General features: G+C 67.2%; 22 protein-coding genes. 14 read left to right on the top strand and 8 right to left on the bottom strand.

Going from position 1 to position 19,433, the window contains the following annotated elements; genetic code table 11:
- Positions 1–56 precede the first annotated feature (56 nt).
- The 3 genes from G6N26_RS14565 (at position 57) to regX (ending at position 2,870) form a co-directional block, all read left to right on the top strand.
- Entirely contained in the window at positions 57–806 is a 750-nt protein-coding gene (locus G6N26_RS14565; protein WP_083018394.1) for a phosphoglyceromutase, read from the top strand.
- A gap of 154 nt (positions 807–960) precedes the next feature.
- Complete coding sequence (locus tag G6N26_RS14560; protein ID WP_095577840.1) at positions 961–2,190, top strand: sensor histidine kinase; 1,230 nt, start codon at positions 961–963, stop codon at positions 2,188–2,190.
- Positions 2,187–2,870 (top strand): two-component sensory transduction protein RegX, encoded by a 684-nt coding sequence (gene regX, locus G6N26_RS14555; protein ID WP_067164803.1) that lies wholly within the window; start codon positions 2,187–2,189, stop codon positions 2,868–2,870. Before G6N26_RS14560 ends, regX begins: the two co-directional genes overlap by 4 nt.
- Positions 2,871–2,873: 3 nt before the next feature.
- Here regX and G6N26_RS14550 read toward each other — a convergent pair whose 3' ends face one another.
- Positions 2,874–3,677, bottom strand: a complete 804-nt coding sequence (locus tag G6N26_RS14550) for a hypothetical protein (RefSeq protein WP_083018392.1) — start codon at positions 3,675–3,677, stop codon at positions 2,874–2,876.
- A gap of 119 nt (positions 3,678–3,796) precedes the next feature.
- Between G6N26_RS14550 and G6N26_RS14545 the strand changes: the two genes are divergently transcribed.
- The 9 genes from G6N26_RS14545 (at position 3,797) to G6N26_RS14505 (ending at position 11,328) form a co-directional block, all read left to right on the top strand.
- Positions 3,797–4,813, top strand: coding sequence for a Ppx/GppA family phosphatase (locus G6N26_RS14545; protein WP_067164810.1), 1,017 nt, complete (start codon positions 3,797–3,799; stop codon positions 4,811–4,813).
- Positions 4,810–5,754, top strand: a complete 945-nt coding sequence (locus G6N26_RS14540; protein ID WP_083018391.1) for a hypothetical protein — start codon at positions 4,810–4,812, stop codon at positions 5,752–5,754. The genes G6N26_RS14545 and G6N26_RS14540 overlap by 4 nt, the downstream gene beginning before the upstream one ends.
- A gap of 15 nt (positions 5,755–5,769) precedes the next feature.
- A complete protein-coding gene (locus G6N26_RS14535) occupies positions 5,770–6,612 on the top strand; it encodes a sugar phosphate isomerase/epimerase family protein (protein WP_067164826.1) in 843 nt (280 codons plus the stop codon).
- A gap of 25 nt (positions 6,613–6,637) precedes the next feature.
- Positions 6,638–7,474, top strand: a complete 837-nt coding sequence (locus tag G6N26_RS14530) for a thioesterase family protein (protein WP_083018389.1) — start codon at positions 6,638–6,640, stop codon at positions 7,472–7,474.
- A 27-nt stretch (positions 7,475–7,501) separates the two neighbouring features.
- Entirely contained in the window at positions 7,502–8,377 is an 876-nt protein-coding gene (gene proC / locus G6N26_RS14525; RefSeq protein WP_179960210.1) for a pyrroline-5-carboxylate reductase, read from the top strand.
- Positions 8,378–8,516: 139 nt separating this feature from the next.
- Positions 8,517–8,774, top strand: a complete 258-nt coding sequence (locus G6N26_RS14520) for a cell division/environmental response transcriptional regulator (RefSeq protein WP_067164836.1) — start codon at positions 8,517–8,519, stop codon at positions 8,772–8,774.
- A 147-nt stretch (positions 8,775–8,921) separates the two neighbouring features.
- On the top strand, positions 8,922–9,023 hold the full coding sequence (locus G6N26_RS14515) for a 30S ribosomal protein bS22 (RefSeq protein ID WP_003402602.1): 102 nt from the start codon (positions 8,922–8,924) through the stop codon (positions 9,021–9,023).
- Positions 9,024–9,130: 107 nt separating this feature from the next.
- Positions 9,131–10,258, top strand: a complete 1,128-nt coding sequence (locus G6N26_RS14510) for an SDR family oxidoreductase (protein WP_083018385.1) — start codon at positions 9,131–9,133, stop codon at positions 10,256–10,258.
- Positions 10,240–11,328, top strand: a complete 1,089-nt coding sequence (locus G6N26_RS14505; RefSeq protein ID WP_179960209.1) for a lysophospholipid acyltransferase family protein — start codon at positions 10,240–10,242, stop codon at positions 11,326–11,328. Before G6N26_RS14510 ends, G6N26_RS14505 begins: the two co-directional genes overlap by 19 nt.
- Before the next feature lie 68 nt (positions 11,329–11,396).
- On the opposite strand, the gene G6N26_RS14500 is transcribed toward G6N26_RS14505, so the two are convergent.
- The 7 genes from G6N26_RS14500 to G6N26_RS14470 form a co-directional block, all read right to left on the bottom strand.
- A complete protein-coding gene (locus G6N26_RS14500; RefSeq protein ID WP_067164848.1) occupies positions 11,397–12,320 on the bottom strand; it encodes a cyclopropane mycolic acid synthase family methyltransferase in 924 nt (307 codons plus the stop codon).
- Positions 12,321–12,842 (bottom strand): FAS1-like dehydratase domain-containing protein, encoded by a 522-nt coding sequence (locus G6N26_RS14495; protein ID WP_067164850.1) that lies wholly within the window; start codon positions 12,840–12,842, stop codon positions 12,321–12,323.
- A 44-nt stretch (positions 12,843–12,886) separates the two neighbouring features.
- Positions 12,887–13,798 (bottom strand): HAD family hydrolase, encoded by a 912-nt coding sequence (locus G6N26_RS14490; RefSeq protein WP_067164852.1) that lies wholly within the window; start codon positions 13,796–13,798, stop codon positions 12,887–12,889.
- 444 nt (positions 13,799–14,242) lie between these two features.
- The gene (locus tag G6N26_RS14485) at positions 14,243–14,458 is read right to left on the bottom strand and encodes a hypothetical protein (protein ID WP_082991258.1); all 216 of its coding nucleotides are present in this window, start codon (positions 14,456–14,458) and stop codon (positions 14,243–14,245) included.
- 44 nt (positions 14,459–14,502) lie between these two features.
- Entirely contained in the window at positions 14,503–17,013 is a 2,511-nt protein-coding gene (locus G6N26_RS14480) for an ADP-ribosyltransferase (RefSeq protein WP_083018383.1), read from the bottom strand.
- 4 nt (positions 17,014–17,017) lie between these two features.
- The gene (locus G6N26_RS14475) at positions 17,018–17,308 is read right to left on the bottom strand and encodes a WXG100 family type VII secretion target (protein WP_083018381.1); all 291 of its coding nucleotides are present in this window, start codon (positions 17,306–17,308) and stop codon (positions 17,018–17,020) included.
- A complete protein-coding gene (locus tag G6N26_RS14470; protein WP_067164916.1) occupies positions 17,301–17,609 on the bottom strand; it encodes a WXG100 family type VII secretion target in 309 nt (102 codons plus the stop codon). The genes G6N26_RS14475 and G6N26_RS14470 overlap by 8 nt, the downstream gene beginning before the upstream one ends.
- A gap of 60 nt (positions 17,610–17,669) precedes the next feature.
- Here G6N26_RS14470 and G6N26_RS14465 point away from each other — a divergent pair, with 60 nt between their 5' ends.
- A complete protein-coding gene (locus G6N26_RS14465; protein WP_083018379.1) occupies positions 17,670–17,939 on the top strand; it encodes a glutaredoxin family protein in 270 nt (89 codons plus the stop codon).
- Between the two features lie 115 nt (positions 17,940–18,054).
- Entirely contained in the window at positions 18,055–19,425 is a 1,371-nt protein-coding gene (locus tag G6N26_RS14460) for a glutamyl-tRNA reductase (RefSeq protein ID WP_067164865.1), read from the top strand.
- Positions 19,426–19,433: the final 8 nt, after the last annotated feature.

Here is a 19,433-nt window from a genome sequence, read left to right as displayed (position 1 = left end):
ACGACTCGGATTAGTACGCTCGGGCGACTTTTTGAGTGCGTGAGAGACTAACCGGCATGGGTGACTCTGCCACGCTGGTCCTGCTGCGCCACGGCGAAAGTGAATGGAATTCGCTGAACCTGTTCACCGGCTGGGTGGACATCGGGCTGACGGACAAGGGCCGCACCGAGGCGGTGCGCAGCGGCGAGCTGCTGGCCGAACACAATCTGTTGCCCGACATCCTCTACACGTCGCTGCTGCGCCGGGCCATCTCGACGGCGCACCTCGCGCTGGACGCCGCCGACCGGCTGTGGATCCCGGTGCGGCGCACCTGGCGGCTCAACGAACGCCACTACGGGGCGCTGCAGGGCCTGGACAAGGCCGAGACCAAGGCGCGCTACGGCGACGACCAGTTCATGGCCTGGCGGCGCAGCTACGACATGCCGCCCCCACCGATCGAGAAGGGCAGCACCTACAGCCAGGACACCGATCCCCGGTACGCCGACATCGGCGGCGGGCCGCTGACCGAATGCCTCGCCGACGTGGTCGTCCGCTTCCTGCCGTATTTCACCGACGTCATCGTCCCGGACCTGCGCAGCGGCAAGACGGTGCTGATCGTCGCGCACGGCAACTCGCTGCGAGCCCTGGTCAAACACCTCGACCAGATGTCCGACGACGACATCGTGGGACTGAACATCCCCACCGGCATCCCGCTGCGCTACGACCTGGACGCCGACCTGCGGCCGGTGGTGCCCGGCGGCACCTACCTGGACCCCGAAGCGGCCGCCGCCGGCGCCGCCGCGGTCGCCGGCCAGGGCCGCGGCTGACCCTCGCGCCCGGCGCGATGTGCCGGGCGAACAGCCCCGTTAGCCAAACAGCACGTGAACGGGAGCGGAACACCTGTGACGCAAGGTGTGACTTGTCCGATTTTGGCCTCGTTCTGCTAGGGCAGCGTTCAGGAAGATTTGTAGGATTTGCTATGTGACTGTGTTCTCGGCGCTGTTGCTGGCCGGGGTGTTGTCCGTGCTGGCACTGGCCGCAGGTGTGGCGGTCGGGGCCCGATTGTCTCCGCATGCAATGCAGCGCCGCCAGCGGGTGAGCACCGAATGGACCGGGATCACCGTCGGGCAGATGCTGGAATGCATCGTGGCGCTGATGCCGGTGGGCGCGGCGGTGGTGGACGTCCACCGCGACGTCGTCTACCTCAACGACCGGGCCAAGGAGCTGGGCCTGGTGCGCGACCGCCAGCTCGATGACCAGGCGTGGGAGGCGGCGCAGCAGGCGCTGACCGGTGTCGACGTCGAATTCGACCTGCAGCCGGCGAAACGGGCGGGCGCCCGGTCCGGGCTGTCGGTGCACGGGCAGGCCCGGCTGCTCAGCGAAGAGGACCGCCGCTTCGCCGTGGTCTTCGCCCACGACCAGTCCGACTACGCGCGGATGGAAGCGACCCGGCGCGACTTCGTGGCCAACGTCAGCCACGAGCTCAAGACCCCGGTGGGTGCCATGGCTCTGCTCGCCGAGGCCCTGCTGGCCTCGGCCGACGACTCCGAAACCGTGCGGCGGTTCGCCGAGAAGGTGCTCGTCGAAGCCAACCGCCTGGGGGACATGGTCGCCGAGCTGATCGAGCTGTCCCGGCTACAGGGCGCCGAACCGCTGCCCAACGTCGTCGAGGTCGACGTCGATAAGGTTGTGAGCGAAGCGATTTCGCGCCACAAGGTGGCCGCCGACAACACGCACATCGAGGTCCGCACCGACGCCCCCAGCGGTCTGCGGGTGCTTGGTGATGAGACGCTGTTGATCACCGCGCTGGCCAACCTGGTGTCCAATGCGATCGCCTATTCGCCGCCGGGCTCGCCGGTGTCGATCAGCCGCCGCCGCCGCGGCGAGAACGTCGAGGTCGCCGTCACGGATCGCGGTATCGGTATCGCCCTGGAGGACCAGGAGCGGGTCTTCGAGCGCTTCTTCCGGGGCGACAAGGCGCGTTCGCGGGCTACCGGGGGCAGCGGCCTGGGCCTGGCCATCGTCAAACACGTCGCAGCCAACCACAACGGCACCATCGGCGTGTGGAGCAAGCCGGGAACCGGATCGACATTCACCCTGTCCATTCCGGCGGCCACGCCGTCTCCTCGAGACGCGGGCGAATCCGAGCAACCGCAGGGCCGCGACGTGCGGTCCGACCGGTCCCAACGAGAGGAAGAACTAAGTCGATGACAAGCGTGCTGATTGTGGAGGACGAGGAGTCGCTGGCCGATCCGCTGGCGTTCCTGCTCCGCAAGGAGGGCTTTGAGGCCACCGTGGTGACCGACGGGACGGCCGCCCTCGCCGAGTTCGATCGGGGCGGGGCCGACATCGTGCTACTCGACCTGATGCTGCCCGGAATGTCGGGCACCGACGTATGCAAGCAACTGCGCGCGCGTTCCAGCGTGCCCGTGATCATGGTGACCGCCCGGGACAGCGAGATCGACAAGGTCGTGGGTCTCGAACTCGGCGCCGATGACTATGTGACCAAGCCCTATTCGGCGCGTGAGCTGATCGCGCGGATCCGGGCGGTGTTGCGCCGCGGCGGTGAGGACGACTCCGAGATCAGCGATGGCGTGCTCGAGTCGGGCCCGGTGCGCATGGATGTCGAACGCCACGTCGTGTCGGTCAACGGCGACACGATCACCTTGCCGCTCAAGGAATTCGACTTGCTCGAGTACCTGATGCGCAACAGCGGCCGGGTGCTCACCCGCGGGCAGCTGATCGATCGGGTGTGGGGCGCGGACTACGTCGGCGACACCAAGACGCTCGACGTCCACGTCAAGCGCCTGCGGTCCAAGATCGAGGCAGACCCGGCCAACCCGGTACACCTGGTGACGGTGCGAGGCCTGGGCTACAAGCTGGAAGGCTAGCCGCTACTCGGCGATGCGAGTCGCCGGGTGCACCGCGATGAGCCCTAACTTGCTGCGGCGCTTGCACATTGCGGCCAGCTCCGCGTAGGCCTTGCTGCCCAGCAACTCGGTGAGTTCGTCGGCCAGGCTTTCCCACACCTGCTTGGCGCCGACGTGAGCGGCCGGGTCGCCGGTGCAGTACCAGTGCAGGTCGGCACCGCCGGAACCCCAACCGCGGCGGTCGTATTCGGTGACCCAGGTCTTGAGGATCTCGGTGCCGTCGGGCCGGGTCACCCACTCCTGGCTGCGGCGGATCGGCAACTGCCAACAGACATCCGGCTTCATGGTCAGCGGTGGCACACCGAGCTTGAGGGCCTTGCTGTGCAGCGCGCAGCCGACGCCGCCCGCGAAGCCGGGCCGGTTCAGGAAGATGCACGCATTCTTGTGCTTGCGGGTGCGGTACTGCGGCTGGCCCTCATGCTCGTCGATCTCCAGATATCCCTTGCGGCCCAAGCCTTTTTCGCGATACTGCCAGTCGGCGGCGGTCAGCTTTTTCACCGCGTCGTCCAGGCGGGCGCGGTCGTCGTCGTCGGACAAGAACGCGCCGTGCGAGCAGCACCCGTCGTCCGGGCGGCCCTCCACCGTGCCCTGGCAGGCCGGAGTGCCGAACACACACGTCCACCGCGAGAGCAGCCAGGTCAGGTCGGCGGCGATCAGGTGCTCGGGGTTGTCGGGGTCGTAGAACTCCACCCATTCGCGGGCGAAATCCAGCTCGACCTCGTGCCCCGGCTGTCCGGATTCTGGGTGCGAATTCGCCACGGAGTCCACGTTAGACCACATTTCGGCGCGGCCGAGCCGCTGACACTCGCGGCCCGTATGGCCGTAATCACGGTGGGTTAACCGGGTGGCGCAAAACCCTGGCGGGGACACCCCGTTAGGTTGTCTACGTGCGATTGGGCGTTCTCGACGTGGGTAGCAACACGGTGCATCTCCTGGTGGTCGATGCCCACCGGGGCGGTCATCCGACGCCGATGAGTTCGACGAAGGCCACCCTGCGACTGGCCGAGGCCACCGACAGCGCCGGCAAGATCACCAAACGCGGTGCCGAGAAGCTGATCTCCACGATCGACGAATTCGCCAAGATCGCCGACAGTTCGGGCTGCGAGGAGCTGATGGCCTTCGCCACCTCGGCCGTCCGCGAGGCCGGCAACTCCGAGGACGTGCTGAGCCGGGTGCGCAAGGAGACCGGCGTCGAGTTGCGGGTGCTGACCGGCGTCGACGAGTCGCGGTTGACCTTTTTGGCGGTGCGCCGCTGGTACGGGTGGAGCGCGGGCCGGATCATCAACCTCGACATCGGAGGCGGCTCGCTGGAGATGTCCAGCGGCCTGGACGAGGAGCCCGAGGTCGCGATGTCGCTACCGCTGGGCGCCGGCCGGCTGACCCGCGAATGGTTGCCCGACGATCCGCCCGGACGGCGCCGGGTGGCGATGCTGCGCGACTGGCTGGACGCCGAACTCTCCGAAGCCAGCGCGAAGATCCTCGACGCCGGCAGCCCCGACCTGGCGGTGGCGTCGTCGAAGACGTTCCGCTCGCTGGCGCGGCTCACCGGCGCGGCCCCGTCGGGCGCCGGTCCGCGGGTCAAGAGGACGCTGACAGCAAACGGCCTCAGGCAACTCATATCTTTCATCTCTAGGATGACGACCGCTGACCGGGCGGAACTGGAAGGAGTGAGCGCCGAGCGCGCGCCGCAGATTGTGGCAGGTGCGCTGGTGGCGGAAGCGAGCATGCGAGCGCTGTCGATGGAATCGGTGGATATTTGCCCGTGGGCATTACGGGAAGGTCTCATTCTGCGCAAACTCGACAGCGAAGCCGACGGAACCGCCCTCATGGGCCCGTCCGTGCGTAATGCTGGAGGTCAGGCAGTTGATCGGAATCAGAACCGATCGAGAGGCGACAAACCATGACCGGACCGCACTCCGAGACCGAGAGCCCCGGCACTCGGCCGATCTCGGTGGCCGAATTGCTGGCCAGAAACGGCACCATCGGCGCCCCGGCCGTCACCCGGCGCCGCCGCCGTCGCCGCGGTGACAGCGACGCCGTGACCGTCGCCGAACTCACCGGCGAAATACCGGTGATCCGCGACGACGACGATGAAGAACACGGCGCTACCGACACGATCGAGGCCGCCGAACCCGTCGACGATGCCGTCGAAGACGCCGTCGCCGAGCCGGTGACCGAAGACGAGCCCAAGACCGCCTACTGGTCCGAGCCCGAGCCGCGCTGGCCCAAGTCGCCCCCGCAGCCCAAGCGGGTGCCGGGCCCCGAGCGCAGCGAATACCCGCGGCCCCTGGCCAACGGGACCGCCAAGCCCGCGGAGCCCTCCGGCGCCGAGGACATGAGTCCTGACCCGATGGACCATTACGCCGACATCCCCGTCGACGTGATGGACTCCGACGTGCGCGAGGCCGAACCCGCGCTGGAGGACTCCGCCTACGTGCGCTCCTACCTGCGGTCCTCGGACTCGCTGGACGAAGACGACGACACCGCGGGGGCCGGGTCGCTCGACACCGGCTTGCTGGGCCTCGAGGACGAGGACGGGCACGCGGAGGGCTCCGACGCCCACCCGGCGGAGGGCAGGCTCGACGCGCTGTGGCGCAGCGCCGTGGTTGTGCTGCAGTCGATCCTGGCCGTCGCGTTCGGTGGCGGGTTGTTCGTGGCCTTCGACCAACTGTGGCGCTGGAACAGCATCGTGGCGCTGGTGCTCTCGGTGCTCGTCATCCTCGGCCTGGTGGTCGGGGTGCGCGTGGTCCGCAAAACCGAGGACATTGCCAGCACGTTGATCGCGGTCGCGGTGGGTGCGCTGATCACCCTGGGGCCCCTGGCGCTGTCGTTGCAGTCGGGCTAGCGACGCCCACATCCAGTGCGCCCAGCCATCAAAGTCGGCCTTTCCACGGCTTCGGTGTATCCGTTGCGGGCCGAGGCCGCGTTCGAGTACGCCGCCCGGCTGGGTTACGACGGCGTCGAGCTGATGGTCTGGGCCGAGTCGGTGAGCCAGGACGTCGCGGCCGTCAAGAAGCTGTCCCGGCGCTATCGCGTCCCGGTGTTGTCGGTGCACGCGCCCTGCCTGCTGATCTCGCAGCGGGTGTGGGGCCCCAACCCGATCCCCAAGCTGGACCGCAGCGTGCGCGTCGCCGAACAGCTGGGCGCGCAGACCGTCGTCGTGCATCCGCCGTTTCGCTGGCAGCGGCGCTACGCCGACGGTTTCAGCGAGCAGGTGGCGAAACTGGAAGCGTCGAGTGACGTGCTGGTCGCGGTGGAGAACATGTTTCCGTTCCGGGCCGACCGCCTGTTCGGGGCCGGTCAGTCGCTGGAACGGATGCGCCGGCGCGGCGGCGGCCCCGGCCCGGCGATCTCGGCGTTCGCGCCCTCCTACGACCCCCTCGACGGCAACCACGCCCACTACACGCTGGACCTGTCCCACACCGCGACCGCGGGCACCGACTCACTGGACATGGCGCGACGGATGGGGGCAGGACTGGTCCATCTGCACCTGTGCGACGGCAACGGGCTGCCCGCCGACGAGCACCTGGTGCCGGGGCGCGGTACGCAACCCACCGTGGAGCTGTGCCAGATGCTGGCCGGCAGCCATTTCGCCGGGCACGTCATCCTGGAGGTGTCGACCTCCGGCGCACGTTCAGCCAATGAGCGCGAAGCCATGCTCGCCGAGTCGCTGCAGTTCGCCCGCACGCATCTGCTGCGCTGATCATTCAGGAGACCCGCGAAAATCCATGAACGCGTTATTCACCACCGCAATGTCGTTGCGGGAGGCCGGTTCCGGCGTCTACGAAGGAGAACTCGACAAGCGCTGGACCATCGGTCCCAAGGTGCACGGCGGCGCGATGCTGGCGCTATGCGCCAACGCCGCCCGCACCGCCTGCGGCGGACAGCCGACCGGGACGGCGCTGCAACCGGTCGCCGTGTCGGCGAGCTTTCTGTGGGCGCCCGACCCGGGGCCGGTGCAGTTGGTCACGTCGATCCGCAAGCGCGGCCGCCGGATCAGCGTCGTGGACGTCGAGCTCACCCAGGGCGACCGCACCGCGGTGCACGCCGTGGTCAACCTCGGCGAGCCGGAACACTTTCCTCCTGACGGTGCGGCCAAACCGCTGCTGTCGGCCAACCCGGTGGCCGACCTGATGGCGCCCGAACCGCCCGACGACATCGAGCCGATCGGTCCCGGGCATCCGCTGGCCGGGCTGGTGCACCTGGGCGAGGGCTGCGACGTGCGGCCGGTGTTGTCGACGATGGAGGCCCGCGCCGACGGGCGCCCGCCGGTGATCCAGATGTGGGCGCGCCCCCGCGGTGTGGCCCCCGACGCGCTGTTTGCGCTCATGTGCGGCGATCTGTCGGCGCCGGTGACGTTTGCGGTGGACCGCACCGGTTGGGCGCCCACCATCCAGCTCACCGCCTTTCTGCGGGGGCTGCCCGCCGACGGCTGGCTGCGCATCATCGCGACCTGTACCGAGATCGGGCACGACTGGTTCGACGAGGACCACACGGTCGTCGACAGCCTGGGGCGCCTGGTGGTGCAGGCCCGCCAGCTGGCGTTGGTCCCTGCCGCTCGCTAGCGGGCGGGGTCTGCGATGCTGTCCGGCATGGCAAGAATCGCGATCATCGGTGGCGGCAGCATCGGGGAGGCACTGCTGTCGGGTCTGCTGCGCGCCGGCCGGCAGGTCAAGGACCTGGTGGTGGCCGAGCGGGTGCCCGAGCGCGCCAAGTACCTGGCCGATACCTATTCGGTGCTGATCACCTCGGTGGCCGAGGCCGTGGAAAACGCGTCGTTCGTCGTGGTCGCGGTGAAGCCCGCCGACGTCGAGTCGGTGATGTCGGAGGTCGCGCGCGTGGCCGCCGCGGCGGACAGCGATACCGCCGAGCAGGTCTTCGTCACGGTCGCGGCCGGCGTCACCATCGGCTACTTCGAAGCCAAACTGCCCGCGGGGACGCCGGTGGTGCGGGCCATTCCGAACACGGCGGCGCTGGTCGGCGCGGGGGTCACGGCCCTGGCTAAGGGCAGGTTCGTCACCCCGCCGCAGCTGGAGGGCGTCTCGGCGCTGTTCGACTCGGTCGGCGGGGTGCTCAGCGTTCCCGAGAGCCAGATGGACGCCGTCACCGCGCTGTCGGGCTCGGGTCCGGCGTATTTCTTCCTGATGGTCGAGGCCCTCGTCGACGCGGGCGTCGCGGCGGGCCTGAGCCGCCAGGTTGCCGGCGAGCTGACCGCGCAGACCATGGCCGGCGCGGCGGCGATGCTGCTGGAACGGATGGACGCCGATCGCCGGCGCGGGGAGGCGGAGGCGCCCGGGACGCGGGTGGACGCCGCCGCGACGCAGCTGCGGGCGACGGTGACCTCGCCCGGTGGCACCACCGCGGCGGCCCTGCGCGAGCTGGAACGGGGCGGCCTACGAGCGGCCGTCGACGCGGCGGTTCAGGCCGCCAAAATGCGCTCTGAGCAGCTAAGAATTACATCAGAGTAATCCAAGTTTTTTGAACTGATTGTCCCCCACCAGTACCAGTAACCCCATCAGTCCCGCTATTCTCCTCTTTGTAAGCACGTGTGGGTGCCAGCGGAGGGGAAGCCGCTGGCATGCGCGTGCCTGACACGATTGGGTAGCGATGACGTCTACGAATGGGCCATCAACGCGAGATTCTGCAGGTAAGCCGCGGGACACCAGTTCCGTCGATGGCCAGCAGGGCAGGACGCAATTTCTCACCGTCGCCGAGGTGGCGGCGTTGATGCGGGTCTCCAAGATGACGGTCTACCGGTTGGTGCACAACGGCGAACTGCCCGCGGTTCGGGTGGGCCGGTCCTTCCGGGTGCACGCCAAGGCCGTCCACGACATGCTGGAGACCTCCTACTTCGACGCCGGCTGACCACAACCGGTGGCCGCTCACGAGCGGCAGCTGGCCTCGCGGTCGCGCGGCGATCGGGTGGCGCCGGTTTGGCGTTGGGTGCGTGCGGCTGGGTAAAGTGTCCGGGTCCGATCTTTGAAGCAGGTCTCGGTCTAGATAGCGGAGTTCATGGGTTCAGTAATCAAGAAGCGGCGCAAGCGTATGTCGAAGAAGAAGCACCGCAAGCTGCTGCGTCGCACCCGGGTGCAGCGCAGAAAACTCGGCAAGTAACTCCCGCTGCGGCCTTCTTAAGGCCGTCATAAGGCCACCGTAAAAAGGCCGTAACTGGTCGCAACGCGCCATAGTGCGGCCGTCTCGCCGACCGCTACGCTGTGCGGGTGGATGCGTCGAATGGGGAGAACACCGGGCCGGACGACACCGCCGGCAACGCGGCGCATTACCCCAAAGTCGTGCTGGTCACCGGCGCCTGCCGGTTTCTGGGCGGCTACCTGACGGCCCGGCTCGCGCAGAACCCGCTGATCAAAGGGGTCATCGCGGTGGACGCGATCGCCCCCAGCAAGGACATGCTGCGCCGCATGGGGCGCGCCGAGTTCGTCCGCGCCGACATCCGTAATCCCTTTATTGCCAAGGTGATTCGGAACGGCGACGTCGACACGGTGGTGCACGCGGCGGCCGCGTCCTACGCGCCCAGGTCCGGCGGCACCGCGGCGCTCAAAGAGATCAACGTGATGGGCGCGATGCAGTTGTTCGCTGCCTGCCAGAAGGCGCCCTCGGTGCGGCGCGTGGTGCTCAAGTCGACGTCGGAGGTGTACGGCTCGAGCGCCCACGATCCGGTGATGTTCACCGAGGACAGCACCAGCCGCCGGCCCTTCCGCGACGGTTTCGCCAAGGACAGCCTCGACATCGAAGCGTATGCGCGCGGATTGGGGCGGCGCCGGCCCGACATCGCCGTGACGATCCTGCGGCTGGCCAACATGATCGGCCCGGCGATGGACACCACGCTGTCGCGTTATCTCGCCGGGCCTTTGGTGCCCACGATGTTCGGCCGCGACGCCCGGCTGCAGTTGCTGCACGAGCAGGACGCCCTCGGCGCGCTCGAGCGCGCGGCCATGGCCGGCAAGGCGGGAACGTTCAACATCGGCGCCGACGGCATCATCATGCTGTCGCAGGCGATCCGTCGCGCGGGCCGGATCCCTTTGCCCGTACCGGGTTTCGGCGTCTGGGCCCTGGATTCGCTGCGCCGCGCCAACCGCTACAACGAGATCAGTCGCGATCAGTTTGATTATTTGAGTTACGGGCGCGTCATGGACACCAGCCGGATGCGCTCAGAACTGGACTACCAGCCGAAATGGACGACGGCGGAGGCCTTCGACGACTACGTTCGCGGCCGCTGCCTCACTCCCATAATCGACCCACATCGGGTACGCTCCTTGGAAGGTCGCGCCATATCTCTAGCTCAGCGCTGGGGTAGCCGAAATCCAATTCCGTGGGGTGGGGTCAGGTAGGTATCGTGGCGGGTGAATCCAGAGCGAATGTCATTCCACTGCACACGAATCGGGGCCGGGTAGCAGCGCGACGCAGAGCCGACCAACGGGCGGAGTCGGCCCGCCAGCACCCCTCGTTACTGACCGATCCGCGTGGCCGCGCGTCGGCGGAGCAGATCGCCGCGGTGGTTCGCGAAATCGACCAGCACCGCCGTGCCACGGGTGCGTCGTCCGGCGAGGCGCCGCTGAACGAGCTGGCGCAACGCGTCGCGTCGGTCGCCGGATTTCTCCGCCAGCGGCTGACGGGTGACTACAGCGTCGACGAGTTCGGCTTCGATCCCCACTTCAACAGCGCGATCGTCCGGCCGTTGCTACGGGTGTTCTTCCGGAACTGGTTCCGGGTCGAGGTGAGCGGTATCGAGAACCTGCCGGCCGAGGGCGCCGCGCTGGTGGTCGCCAATCACGCGGGGGTGCTGCCGTTCGACGGGCTGATGCTGTCGGTGGCTGTGCACGACGAGCATCCCGCGCATCGTGAGTTGCGGCTGCTCGCCGCCGACATGGTGTTCGATCTGCCCGTGGTGGGCGAGGCGGCCCGCAAGGCCGGCCACACCATGGCGTGCACGACGGACGCGCACCGGTTGCTCGCCGCCGGCGAGCTCACCGCCGTGTTCCCCGAGGGCTATAAGGGCCTGGGGAAGCGTTTCGAGGACCGCTACCGGCTGCAGCGGTTCGGCCGCGGCGGATTCGTCACCGCCGCGCTGCGGACCAAGGCGCCGATCATCCCCTGCTCGATCATCGGTTCCGAAGAGATCTACCCGATGCTGGCCGACGTCAAGCTGCTGGCCCGGCTGTTCGGGCTGCCGTATTTCCCGATCACGCCGCTGTTCCCGTTGGCCGGGCCGATGGGTTTGGTGCCGCTGCCGTCGAAATGGCACATCGCGTTCGGTGAGCCGATTTACACCGACGACTATGCGGCCTCCGACGCCGACGACCCGATGGTGACCTTCGAGCTGACCGACCAGGTGCGCGAGACCATCCAGCAGACGCTGTACCGGTTGCTGGCCGGCCGGCGCAACATCTTCTTCGGCTGAGCGGGGCGCGCCCAAAAGGAAACGCCACCACGGAAATCCGTGGTGGCGTTGACCTTTGAAGAAGTCGACTACTTCACCATGGTGAACTGGCAGACGTTGGTATAGCCGTCGCGGAACAGATCCGAGCAGCCCCGCAAGTACTTCAGGTAGATGTCGTAGGTCTCCTGCCCCTTGAGGGCGATCGCCTCGTCCTTGTGCGCCTCAAGAGCGTCGGCCCACGCCGTCAGCGTCGGCACGTAGTTCTTGCCGATGAAGTGGTGTCGTTCGATCTTGAAACCCGCGTCGGTCGAGTACTTGTCGACCAGGTCGACCTGGGGCAGCTTTCCGCCCGGGTAGATCTCCTTCAAGATGAAGCTGATGAACCGCAGCAGGGTCATGTTGACCTTCAAGCCCATCGCGTTGCCCTCTTCGCGGCTGGGGACCACGATCGAGTGCAGCAGCATGCGGCCGTCGTCGGGCAGCAGGTCGTAGTACTTCTTGAAGAAGGTGGCGTAGCGCTCGTACCCGGCGTCACCGGCGCCGTCGGCGAAGTGCTCGAACGCGCCCAGCGACACGATCCGGTCGATGGGTTCGTCGGGAAATTCCTCCCAGCCCTGGATTCGCACTTCCTTGCGGCGGGGGCTGTCCATCTTGTCGAACTCGGCCACACAGTGGGCGTACTGGTTCTCGCTCAGCGTCAGGCCGATCACGTTGACGTCGTACTCCGCCACCGCGTGCCGCATGGTGGAGCCCCAGCCGCTGCCAATGTCGAGCAACGTCATGCCGGGCTCGAGGTTCAGCTTGTCCAGGGCGAGCTTGCGCTTGGCGTACTGCGCCTCTTCGAGCGTCTTGGTCAGGTTCTGCGGGTCCGGATTCTCGTCGAAGTAACCGCAGCTGTAGGTCATCGACGGGTCGAGCCACAACTTGAAGAACTCGTTCGACTTGTCGTAGTGGGAGCGCACCGCCTCGACTGGCGGGTGGAGCTGCGTTCCCGTTTCCCCCTGTGGTGACATTTACGTCGCCCCTAACTTTCCTGCGGATATTGATGCAACTGCCGCGGCGGTTGCTTCGGTGTCGGCCTGGCTTGCGGCTTCCCCCAGCATCGTGACAACGCTGGTGACGATCGGCTTTCCATCGGCATCGGTCACTTCGCTGCGGATCTCCGCGAGGACGGTGCCGTGTGACTCAATCACCGAGTCTAGGTAGGTGTCGAAGTAAAGCCTATCGTGAGCCAGGATCGGGCGGTAGAACTTGAACTTCTGGTCGCGGTGGATGACCCTGGCGATGTTGATGGGGATGCTGAACTTGGTGAAGATCTCCAACTGAACGCGGCGCCCGGCGATCGCGAGGAACGTCAGCGGCGCCACCATCTCCGTGTACCCGGCGTTCCGGGATTCATTCTCGTCGAAGTGCGCCGGGTGGTCGTCTTTGATCGCCAACGCGAACTCACGGATCTTTTCGCGACCGACCTCGAAGTAGTCCGGTGCGCGGTAATGGCTGCCGATGAGTCCTTCGGCTTCTTTGGGGACTGTCATGCCGCTGTGCTCTCCGCTCGAAGATGTCTGCGCGGCGCAGCCTATCAGCGTGATTGCCGCCGAGAGGCCACCGCGGCCAGCGCACCGCCGGCCGCGCCCAGCGCCAACGCCGACGGCACCCCGATGCGGGCCGCTTTGCGGGCGGTGCGGAAGTCGCGGATCTCCCATCCGCGCTCGCGGGCCAGGGCGCGCAGGCGGGCGTCGGGATTGATGGCGACCGCGGTCCCCACCAGCGACAGCATGGGCACGTCGTTGTAGCTGTCGGAGTAGGCGGTGCAGCGTTTCAGGTTGAGCCCTTCGCGGATTGCCAGCGACCGCACCGCGTGCGCCTTACCGGTGCCGTGCAGGATGTCGCCGACCAGCCGGCCGGTGAAGACGCCGTCGACCGATTCGGCGACGGTGCCCAGCGCGCCGGTCAGGCCGAGCCGCCGCGCGATGGTCGCGGCGAGCTCGTAGGGGGTGGCGGTGATCAGCCACACCTGCTGGCCGGCGTCCAGATGCATCTGGGTCAGCTCGCGAGTGCCGGGCCAGATCTTGTCGGCGATGATCTCGTCGTAGATCTCCTCGCCCAGGGCCACCAGCTGCTCGACCGATCGACCCTCGATGAAGGCGAGCGCCTTACGCCTGCCCGCGGCGACGTCGTTGCTGTTTTCCGTCCCGAGGATCTGAAACTTGGCCTGCGCGTAGATGAATCCGAGCACATCGCGGTAGGTGAAATAGTTGCGCGTGGCCAGCCCGCGCCCGAAATGCACCGCCGAGGAGCCCTGCACCAGGGTGTTGTCGACGTCGAAGAAGGCGGCTGCGGTGAGGTCGATCGGGGGTTGCGGACGGTCCGGAGCGGCGGCGGCTTCCTCGTGCATGCCCTCGATCGCGCGGGCCGCGCTGGCGTCCGCGCCCAGCGACTCCAAGTCGACGTAACCGGTGTGGTCTGCGTTGACCGGGTCAAAGGAAGTCATCGCCCAACCTCCTAGATCGCTGTGTTGCCTGGTGACCCAGCGGGTGCCCGAGACCCAACACTATCGGGCAGATGGCGTGGAGGCGTTGACGCCTAGGGGTGCCTCGGCCCGGGCCGCCGCCTCGGGCCGCGGCTTGGGCTCGCCCCGCGCTGCCGAGCGTGACGCTGCAGTCACGTTCGACGCCGAGTGTGACTGCAGCGTCACACTCGGGGCTGGCGAGCCAGTCTGGTCGGGCGCGACGAGACTTGTCCGTGGGCGTTAGTTGGTCTCTGGGCCCGCGCAGTCAACTATCCTCCGCTCGTTGCCGCGACTGTATCGGCGGATAACTAGGATCCGTGTCTGAAAGGCGAAGATTCCTGGTAATACCACCATTTAAGGAAGTGCAGGTCCGCGATAACGGAAGGTCGTCGTCGCCCCTCTACGGTGCCCGCACCGAAAACAAAGCTACGCTTTCTTGTCGGGATCGTACTCAGTACCGGATATATCATCCCAAAATTTCGGCGAAACGTCTGTTTTGCGGTCTTCGGGCGCAACAGCGTCGACTCTGGCCTGAAATTCGTCGAAACTCTTCCTTGCGCGCGCTAATTCTTCTTCTGTTGGTGCGCTGACGCCGGCTTCTTCTGGCGTGGAAAAAGTCTTACCGGCGATTTTTTTGCTCATTGGGAACTCCCATCATGACTACAGGGTACGAGATGAGCAGCGAGTCAGCGTTCGATCATCTCGATAATTGTCTTACCTGTATGTGGATCTACTATCTTGTTCACGACATAAAATTTTGACCCAGCTGGAAATAATATCTCGTGTTCATCGGGGAACATTGACACGGAAGAAACATCTCTTCCCGTAGTTGACAAGATCCTAAACTCGGCGTTTCCGGCGAAAGTGGCTGACTGAGCCACGGCATGGTCCATCGAGGTGCTAGTAAACGCCGACTCGGTAATTATTTCTCCAGGTCGGTACTGTTCGAGCACTTCTGCGGGCAGGTTTGTTCCTCGGACTACGGTGCCTTCATACGGCGGGAGTTTCTCCAACGCTTTGTTAAGCGCGTCAACACGGGCCTGTTGAGATGCTTCCAACGCGCCTTCCCTAAGAGCAGAATTTAGGTCTTTGTATCCAGGCCCAGTGTAGTGGGCAAGCGCGGCCAGATCGTCCGAGTTAAGCGGGTGGAGTGGTAAATGGTGATCGCTGCCGTCGTCTGGACCCGGGTCGTGTGGTCCGTGCCCGCTGGGGTTGTTCGTATCGCCGTCGACCGGCCCATGCGGACCGCCGTCTCCTGGGCCGTGTGGAGCGCTATCACCCGATCCGGGAGGTGTGCCGTCAAGAGGCGGTGTGCCGTCAGGGGGATGTGGCGGTCCCGTTGGGGGAGCGCCCGGCTCCCCGCCGTGAGGTATCCCGGCAGCGGGGGGCGTTTCGGCGGGGGGGTTGTCCATGGGAAGAGAGGGGAGGGACGGCGGCTCCGGCAAAGACGGCATCGACGGCACCGAAGGAGCCGATGCCGCGGGCATCGAGGCCGCGGGAGTTGGAGCGGCGGCTGGGGCCGTCGCCGGCTCCGCAGATGGCACGTGGGCGGGAGCCGGCTCGTGCGGCTGCAGATGGGGTGGTGTCGTGCCTTCCGCGGGGGCCGATACCGGCGGCTTGCCGCCCGATTCTGGCGGAACCCCAATGGGTTTCGGTTCGCCGCTGTGAGGTGTCCCGCCAACCGGTGGCTTGGATTCGGTGGGGCTGTGCGGCAGCGGACCGTCGGCTGGGCCGGGCGCTGGCTTTCCCGAAGGTCCTGGCTTGCCCTCGGGCGCCGGCGCGGGGTGGCCCGATTCCGGCGGTTTGGGCGCGACCGGGGGAGGCTTGACCTCCGGAGGCTTTACCGACGGAACCTTGGGAATTTCGGGCGGCTTCTTCAAGCCTTTCAGCGCGTCGGCAGCGCCGTGCCCAACTTTGCCCAGCTTGGAGAGCGGTCCGCCGGGCAAGGCCAGAGTCGCCACGTCGAAGAGCGATTTTCCGAGCGCTTCGGCAGGGTTGGTGCCCCACTCGTCCCAATGGGTGACGTCCTTGCCCAGCGCTTTCCAGGCCTCGGCGACTCCGGGCCCGCCGTCGGGTCCCAAGCCGACGAGCGTCCCAGCTCCTTCGACCATGCCACCCATCGTTTTGGCATAACCTGCCGGGTCGAGCACGGCGTGAAATTGGCTGATGTCGTAGAAACCCTTGAGGAGATCCCAGCCCTCGACGCCGACTCCTTTGAATGTCTGACCCACCTGATTGAGGGCCCTACCGACCGGCGTCCCGTGCAGAAAGTGGTCCCACTCTTTATCCACCCAGTGGGCCATGTCCTTGGCGGCGGTTTCGGCCGCCGACATGGCGGCCTCGATCTGCCCACCCAGCGTTTCGGCTTCCCGGGCGAAGTTATCGACCACCGTTTTGATGTCGTCGGCGATCCTCTTGATCTCGTCTTCGTCTTCGTCGGTCAAGAGATCCCAGACCTCTTTGATCCCGGTCAGCGGATCGCAGATGCGGGACAACAGATCCAGGATCGCCGCGTGGACCTTGTCGATCTTTGCCGCGTAGCTATTGAGTTGCGCAGCGATCGTTTGGCATTGCTGCGCAACGTTGCTTGTGGCGCCGGAGGCATTAGCCAACGCTTTGTTGATGGCAGCGACCTCGGGAATCTGCTGCCCGGCGATGGCGGCCATCGTGCCGCCGCCTGCCGCGATCTCGGTCGTCATGAAGTTGACACCCGCGGTCGTCCACGCCGCCGCAGCGGCGCGCAGCTTTGCGGAATCGCCTGTGGGCCAGATCATTCCGATATAGGGCGCGACCCAGCTCCAGCCCGCCGGTGCGCCGCTACCGGCACCGACGGCCGACGGCGGCGAAGCCCCGACGGTCAACGGCCCGGTCACCGGCGGCGTGGGCAGACCCTCTGCGCGGCCCGCCACATCCGACATCGCCTCGGCGACCGCATAGTTGTGTGCCGACATCCGCACGCCGTCGCCGATGCTGCACAGCCCATTGCGGGTACTGGTCATCGCCTCGATCACCTTGGCCGCCGCACCGTTGTAAGCGCGGCCCACTGTGACACCTACCGGATCGTCACCGGCCATACCGGCGCTGCCGGCCAGCGCCGTGGTCAAGGCCGAGATCACCGATCCCAGCGACTCGCCCGTGGCCACCACCGTGGCGCCGGCGCGGTCTAGGGCCGTCGGGTCACACGCCAGCGGCGCCATGAATTCACGACCACATACCGAGATTCGTCGACATCGCGCCGGTGTAGTTGCCGTGCGCCGTCGTGGCGACCTTCTCCAGCTGCGCCAGCGCCTCGCGCATCATCGCCTCACCGCGTACCCAGTGCTGATGCGCCTCGGCATGAGCCGCCGCGGCAGCGCCCGTCCATGTCCCATGCAAACGCGTTACGCGAGAATCGATTTCACCAATCATGTCTTCGGCATAGCGTTGAAACGTCGCCATCCGCTGCACGGCGTCGGCCAACGCCTGCGGATCCACCCGGAACGCCTCAGCCATCGCGCACCGACCGCTCGGCCTGGGCGGCCCTGGCCTCGTTGCTCTGATAGGCCCCGCCGGCCTGGCCGACCAGATGCGCCAGGATCGACAGCCCGAGCTCGACCTCGCGGGCGCCCTGGTGCCACAGCTCCCATGCGGACCCGTACGCGCTGCCCGCCGCGCCCTGCCAACCACCCAACATCTGACCCACTTGATCGTCGAGTTGGGATAGCTGCGCAGAAAGTTGCTCGGCCGCACCGCTCAGCGAGACGGCGGCGCCCTGCATCACCACCGGATCGACCCGCACAGTGTTGTCGGCCATAAACCGGAACATAACTCCTGGTAGACGGCCCCACAAGTCGCTGATGACACACTGGTGCCCATGACCCAAGCCGCCGGCCGGCCGCAGGTGGAGTTGTTGACCCGCGACGGCTGCACTATCTGCGAGCGCATCCACGCCCGGCTCGTCGTTTTGGCCGGTGAACTGGGCTTCGATCTGTCGACGACCGACGTCGACGCCGCGGCCGCGGACGGCAACCCGGCGCTGCGCGCCGAGTTCGGCGACCGGCTGCCGGTGGTCCTGCTCGACGGCCGCGAACAGAGCTACTGGGAGCTCGACGAGCCCCGCCTGCGCGCGGATCTCGCCCGCTGACGAGGCGGCCGGGTGGCCGCGGGGCAATTATTTGGTAGCCCAGCTGATAAACGTTTACCGTGGACAGCAGTTCAGTTACTGGAGGATGCAAGGGAGCTGGCCAGGTGATGCTGCCGTGAGCGTCTTGCTCTTCGGGGTTTCGCACCGCAGTGCGCCGGTCTCCGTCCTGGAACAACTCAGCATCGACGAGTCCGATCAAGGCAAGATCGTCGACCGGGTGCTGCAGTCGCCGCTGGTGACCGAGGCGATGGTGCTGTCGACATGCAACCGGGTCGAGGTCTACGCAGTGGTGGATGCGTTCCACGGCGGACTCGCGGTGATCGGGCAGGTGCTGTCGGAACATTCCGGGATGTCGATGACCGACATCACCAAATACGCCTACGTCCGGTACAGCGAGGCCGCCGTCGAGCACCTGTTCGCGGTGGCCAGCGGCCTGGACTCGGCGGTGATCGGCGAGCAGCAGGTGCTCGGCCAGGTGCGGCGCGCGTACGCCACCGCCGAGACCAACCGCACCGTCGGCCGCGTCCTGCACGAGCTGGCCCAACGGGCGCTGTCCGTCGGCAAGCGGGTGCACTCCGAAACCGCCATCGACGCCGCCGGCGCCTCCGTGGTGTCGGTCGCCCTGAACATGGCCGAACGCCGGCTGGGCGGTCTGTCAGGCCGGACCGCCGTGCTGGTCGGCGCCGGCGCGATGGGCGCCCTGGCCGCCGCGCACCTGTCGCGCGCCGGCGTCGCCGAGGTCCACGTGCTCAACCGGTCGCTATCGCGGGCGCAGCGCCTGGTCCGCAAGATCCGCGACACCGGCGTGCGGGCCGACGCGCTGCCGCTGGAGCAGCTGACCGACGTCCTGACGGACGCCGACGTCGTCATCAGTTGCACCGGGGCGGTGACCCCGGTGATCTCCCTGGCCGACGTGCACCACGGGCTCGCCGCCGCCAACCGGGACGAGGCGACCGAGCCGCTGGTGATCTGCGACCTGGGTATGCCGCGCGACGTCGACCCGGCGGTGGCCGGGCTGCCCGGTGTGTGGGTCGTCGACGTGGACCGGGTGCAGCATGAGCCCTCCGCGCACGCCGCGGCCGGCGACGTCGACGCCGCCCGCACCATCGTGGCCACCGAAGTTGCTGCCTACCTGGCCGGCCAGCGGATGGCCGAGGTCACGCCGACGGTGACGGCGCTGCGTCAGCGCGCCGCCGATGTGGTCGAAGCCGAGCTGCTGCGCCTGGACAACCGGCTCCCCGGGCTCGCCAGCGCGCAGCGCGAAGAGGTCGCCCGCACCGTGCGCCGGGTGGTCGACAAGCTGCTGCACGCGCCGACGGTGCGCATCAAGCAGCTCGCCAGCGCCCCTGGAGGCGACAGCTACGCCGAGGCGCTCCGCGAGCTTTTCGAACTTGACCAGACCGCCGTCGACGCCGTCGCCGCGGGCGAATTGCCCGTCATAGCAAACGGATTCGACGCGGGCACCCCGCAGCAACCCGCCGAGTAGCCGATTGG

The sequence above is a fragment of the Mycobacterium marseillense genome, from assembly GCF_010731675.1.
In the GTDB taxonomy this organism is placed as follows: domain Bacteria; phylum Actinomycetota; class Actinomycetes; order Mycobacteriales; family Mycobacteriaceae; genus Mycobacterium; species Mycobacterium marseillense.
The sequence above is the reverse complement of the archived record's forward strand: the minus strand, read 5'-3'. Positions and strand labels throughout refer to the sequence as shown.

Coding starts and splice junctions, on each gene's coding strand:
- G6N26_RS14565 (WP_083018394.1), top strand. CDS start 57: ATGGGTGACTCTGCCACGCTGGTCCTGCTGCGCCACGGCGAAAGTGAA.
- regX (WP_067164803.1), top strand. CDS start 2,187: ATGACAAGCGTGCTGATTGTGGAGGACGAGGAGTCGCTGGCCGATCCG.
- G6N26_RS14540 (WP_083018391.1), top strand. CDS start 4,810: ATGACCGGACCGCACTCCGAGACCGAGAGCCCCGGCACTCGGCCGATC.
- G6N26_RS14530 (WP_083018389.1), top strand. CDS start 6,638: ATGAACGCGTTATTCACCACCGCAATGTCGTTGCGGGAGGCCGGTTCC.
- proC (WP_179960210.1), top strand. CDS start 7,502: ATGGCAAGAATCGCGATCATCGGTGGCGGCAGCATCGGGGAGGCACTG.
- G6N26_RS14520 (WP_067164836.1), top strand. CDS start 8,517: ATGACGTCTACGAATGGGCCATCAACGCGAGATTCTGCAGGTAAGCCG.
- G6N26_RS14515 (WP_003402602.1), top strand. CDS start 8,922: ATGGGTTCAGTAATCAAGAAGCGGCGCAAGCGTATGTCGAAGAAGAAG.
- G6N26_RS14500 (WP_067164848.1), bottom strand. CDS start 12,320: ATGTCACCACAGGGGGAAACGGGAACGCAGCTCCACCCGCCAGTCGAG.
- G6N26_RS14495 (WP_067164850.1), bottom strand. CDS start 12,842: ATGACAGTCCCCAAAGAAGCCGAAGGACTCATCGGCAGCCATTACCGC.
- G6N26_RS14490 (WP_067164852.1), bottom strand. CDS start 13,798: ATGACTTCCTTTGACCCGGTCAACGCAGACCACACCGGTTACGTCGAC.
- G6N26_RS14485 (WP_082991258.1), bottom strand. CDS start 14,458: ATGAGCAAAAAAATCGCCGGTAAGACTTTTTCCACGCCAGAAGAAGCC.
- G6N26_RS14480 (WP_083018383.1), bottom strand. CDS start 17,013: ATGGCGCCGCTGGCGTGTGACCCGACGGCCCTAGACCGCGCCGGCGCC.
- G6N26_RS14475 (WP_083018381.1), bottom strand. CDS start 17,308: ATGGCTGAGGCGTTCCGGGTGGATCCGCAGGCGTTGGCCGACGCCGTG.
- G6N26_RS14470 (WP_067164916.1), bottom strand. CDS start 17,609: ATGGCCGACAACACTGTGCGGGTCGATCCGGTGGTGATGCAGGGCGCC.
- G6N26_RS14465 (WP_083018379.1), top strand. CDS start 17,670: ATGACCCAAGCCGCCGGCCGGCCGCAGGTGGAGTTGTTGACCCGCGAC.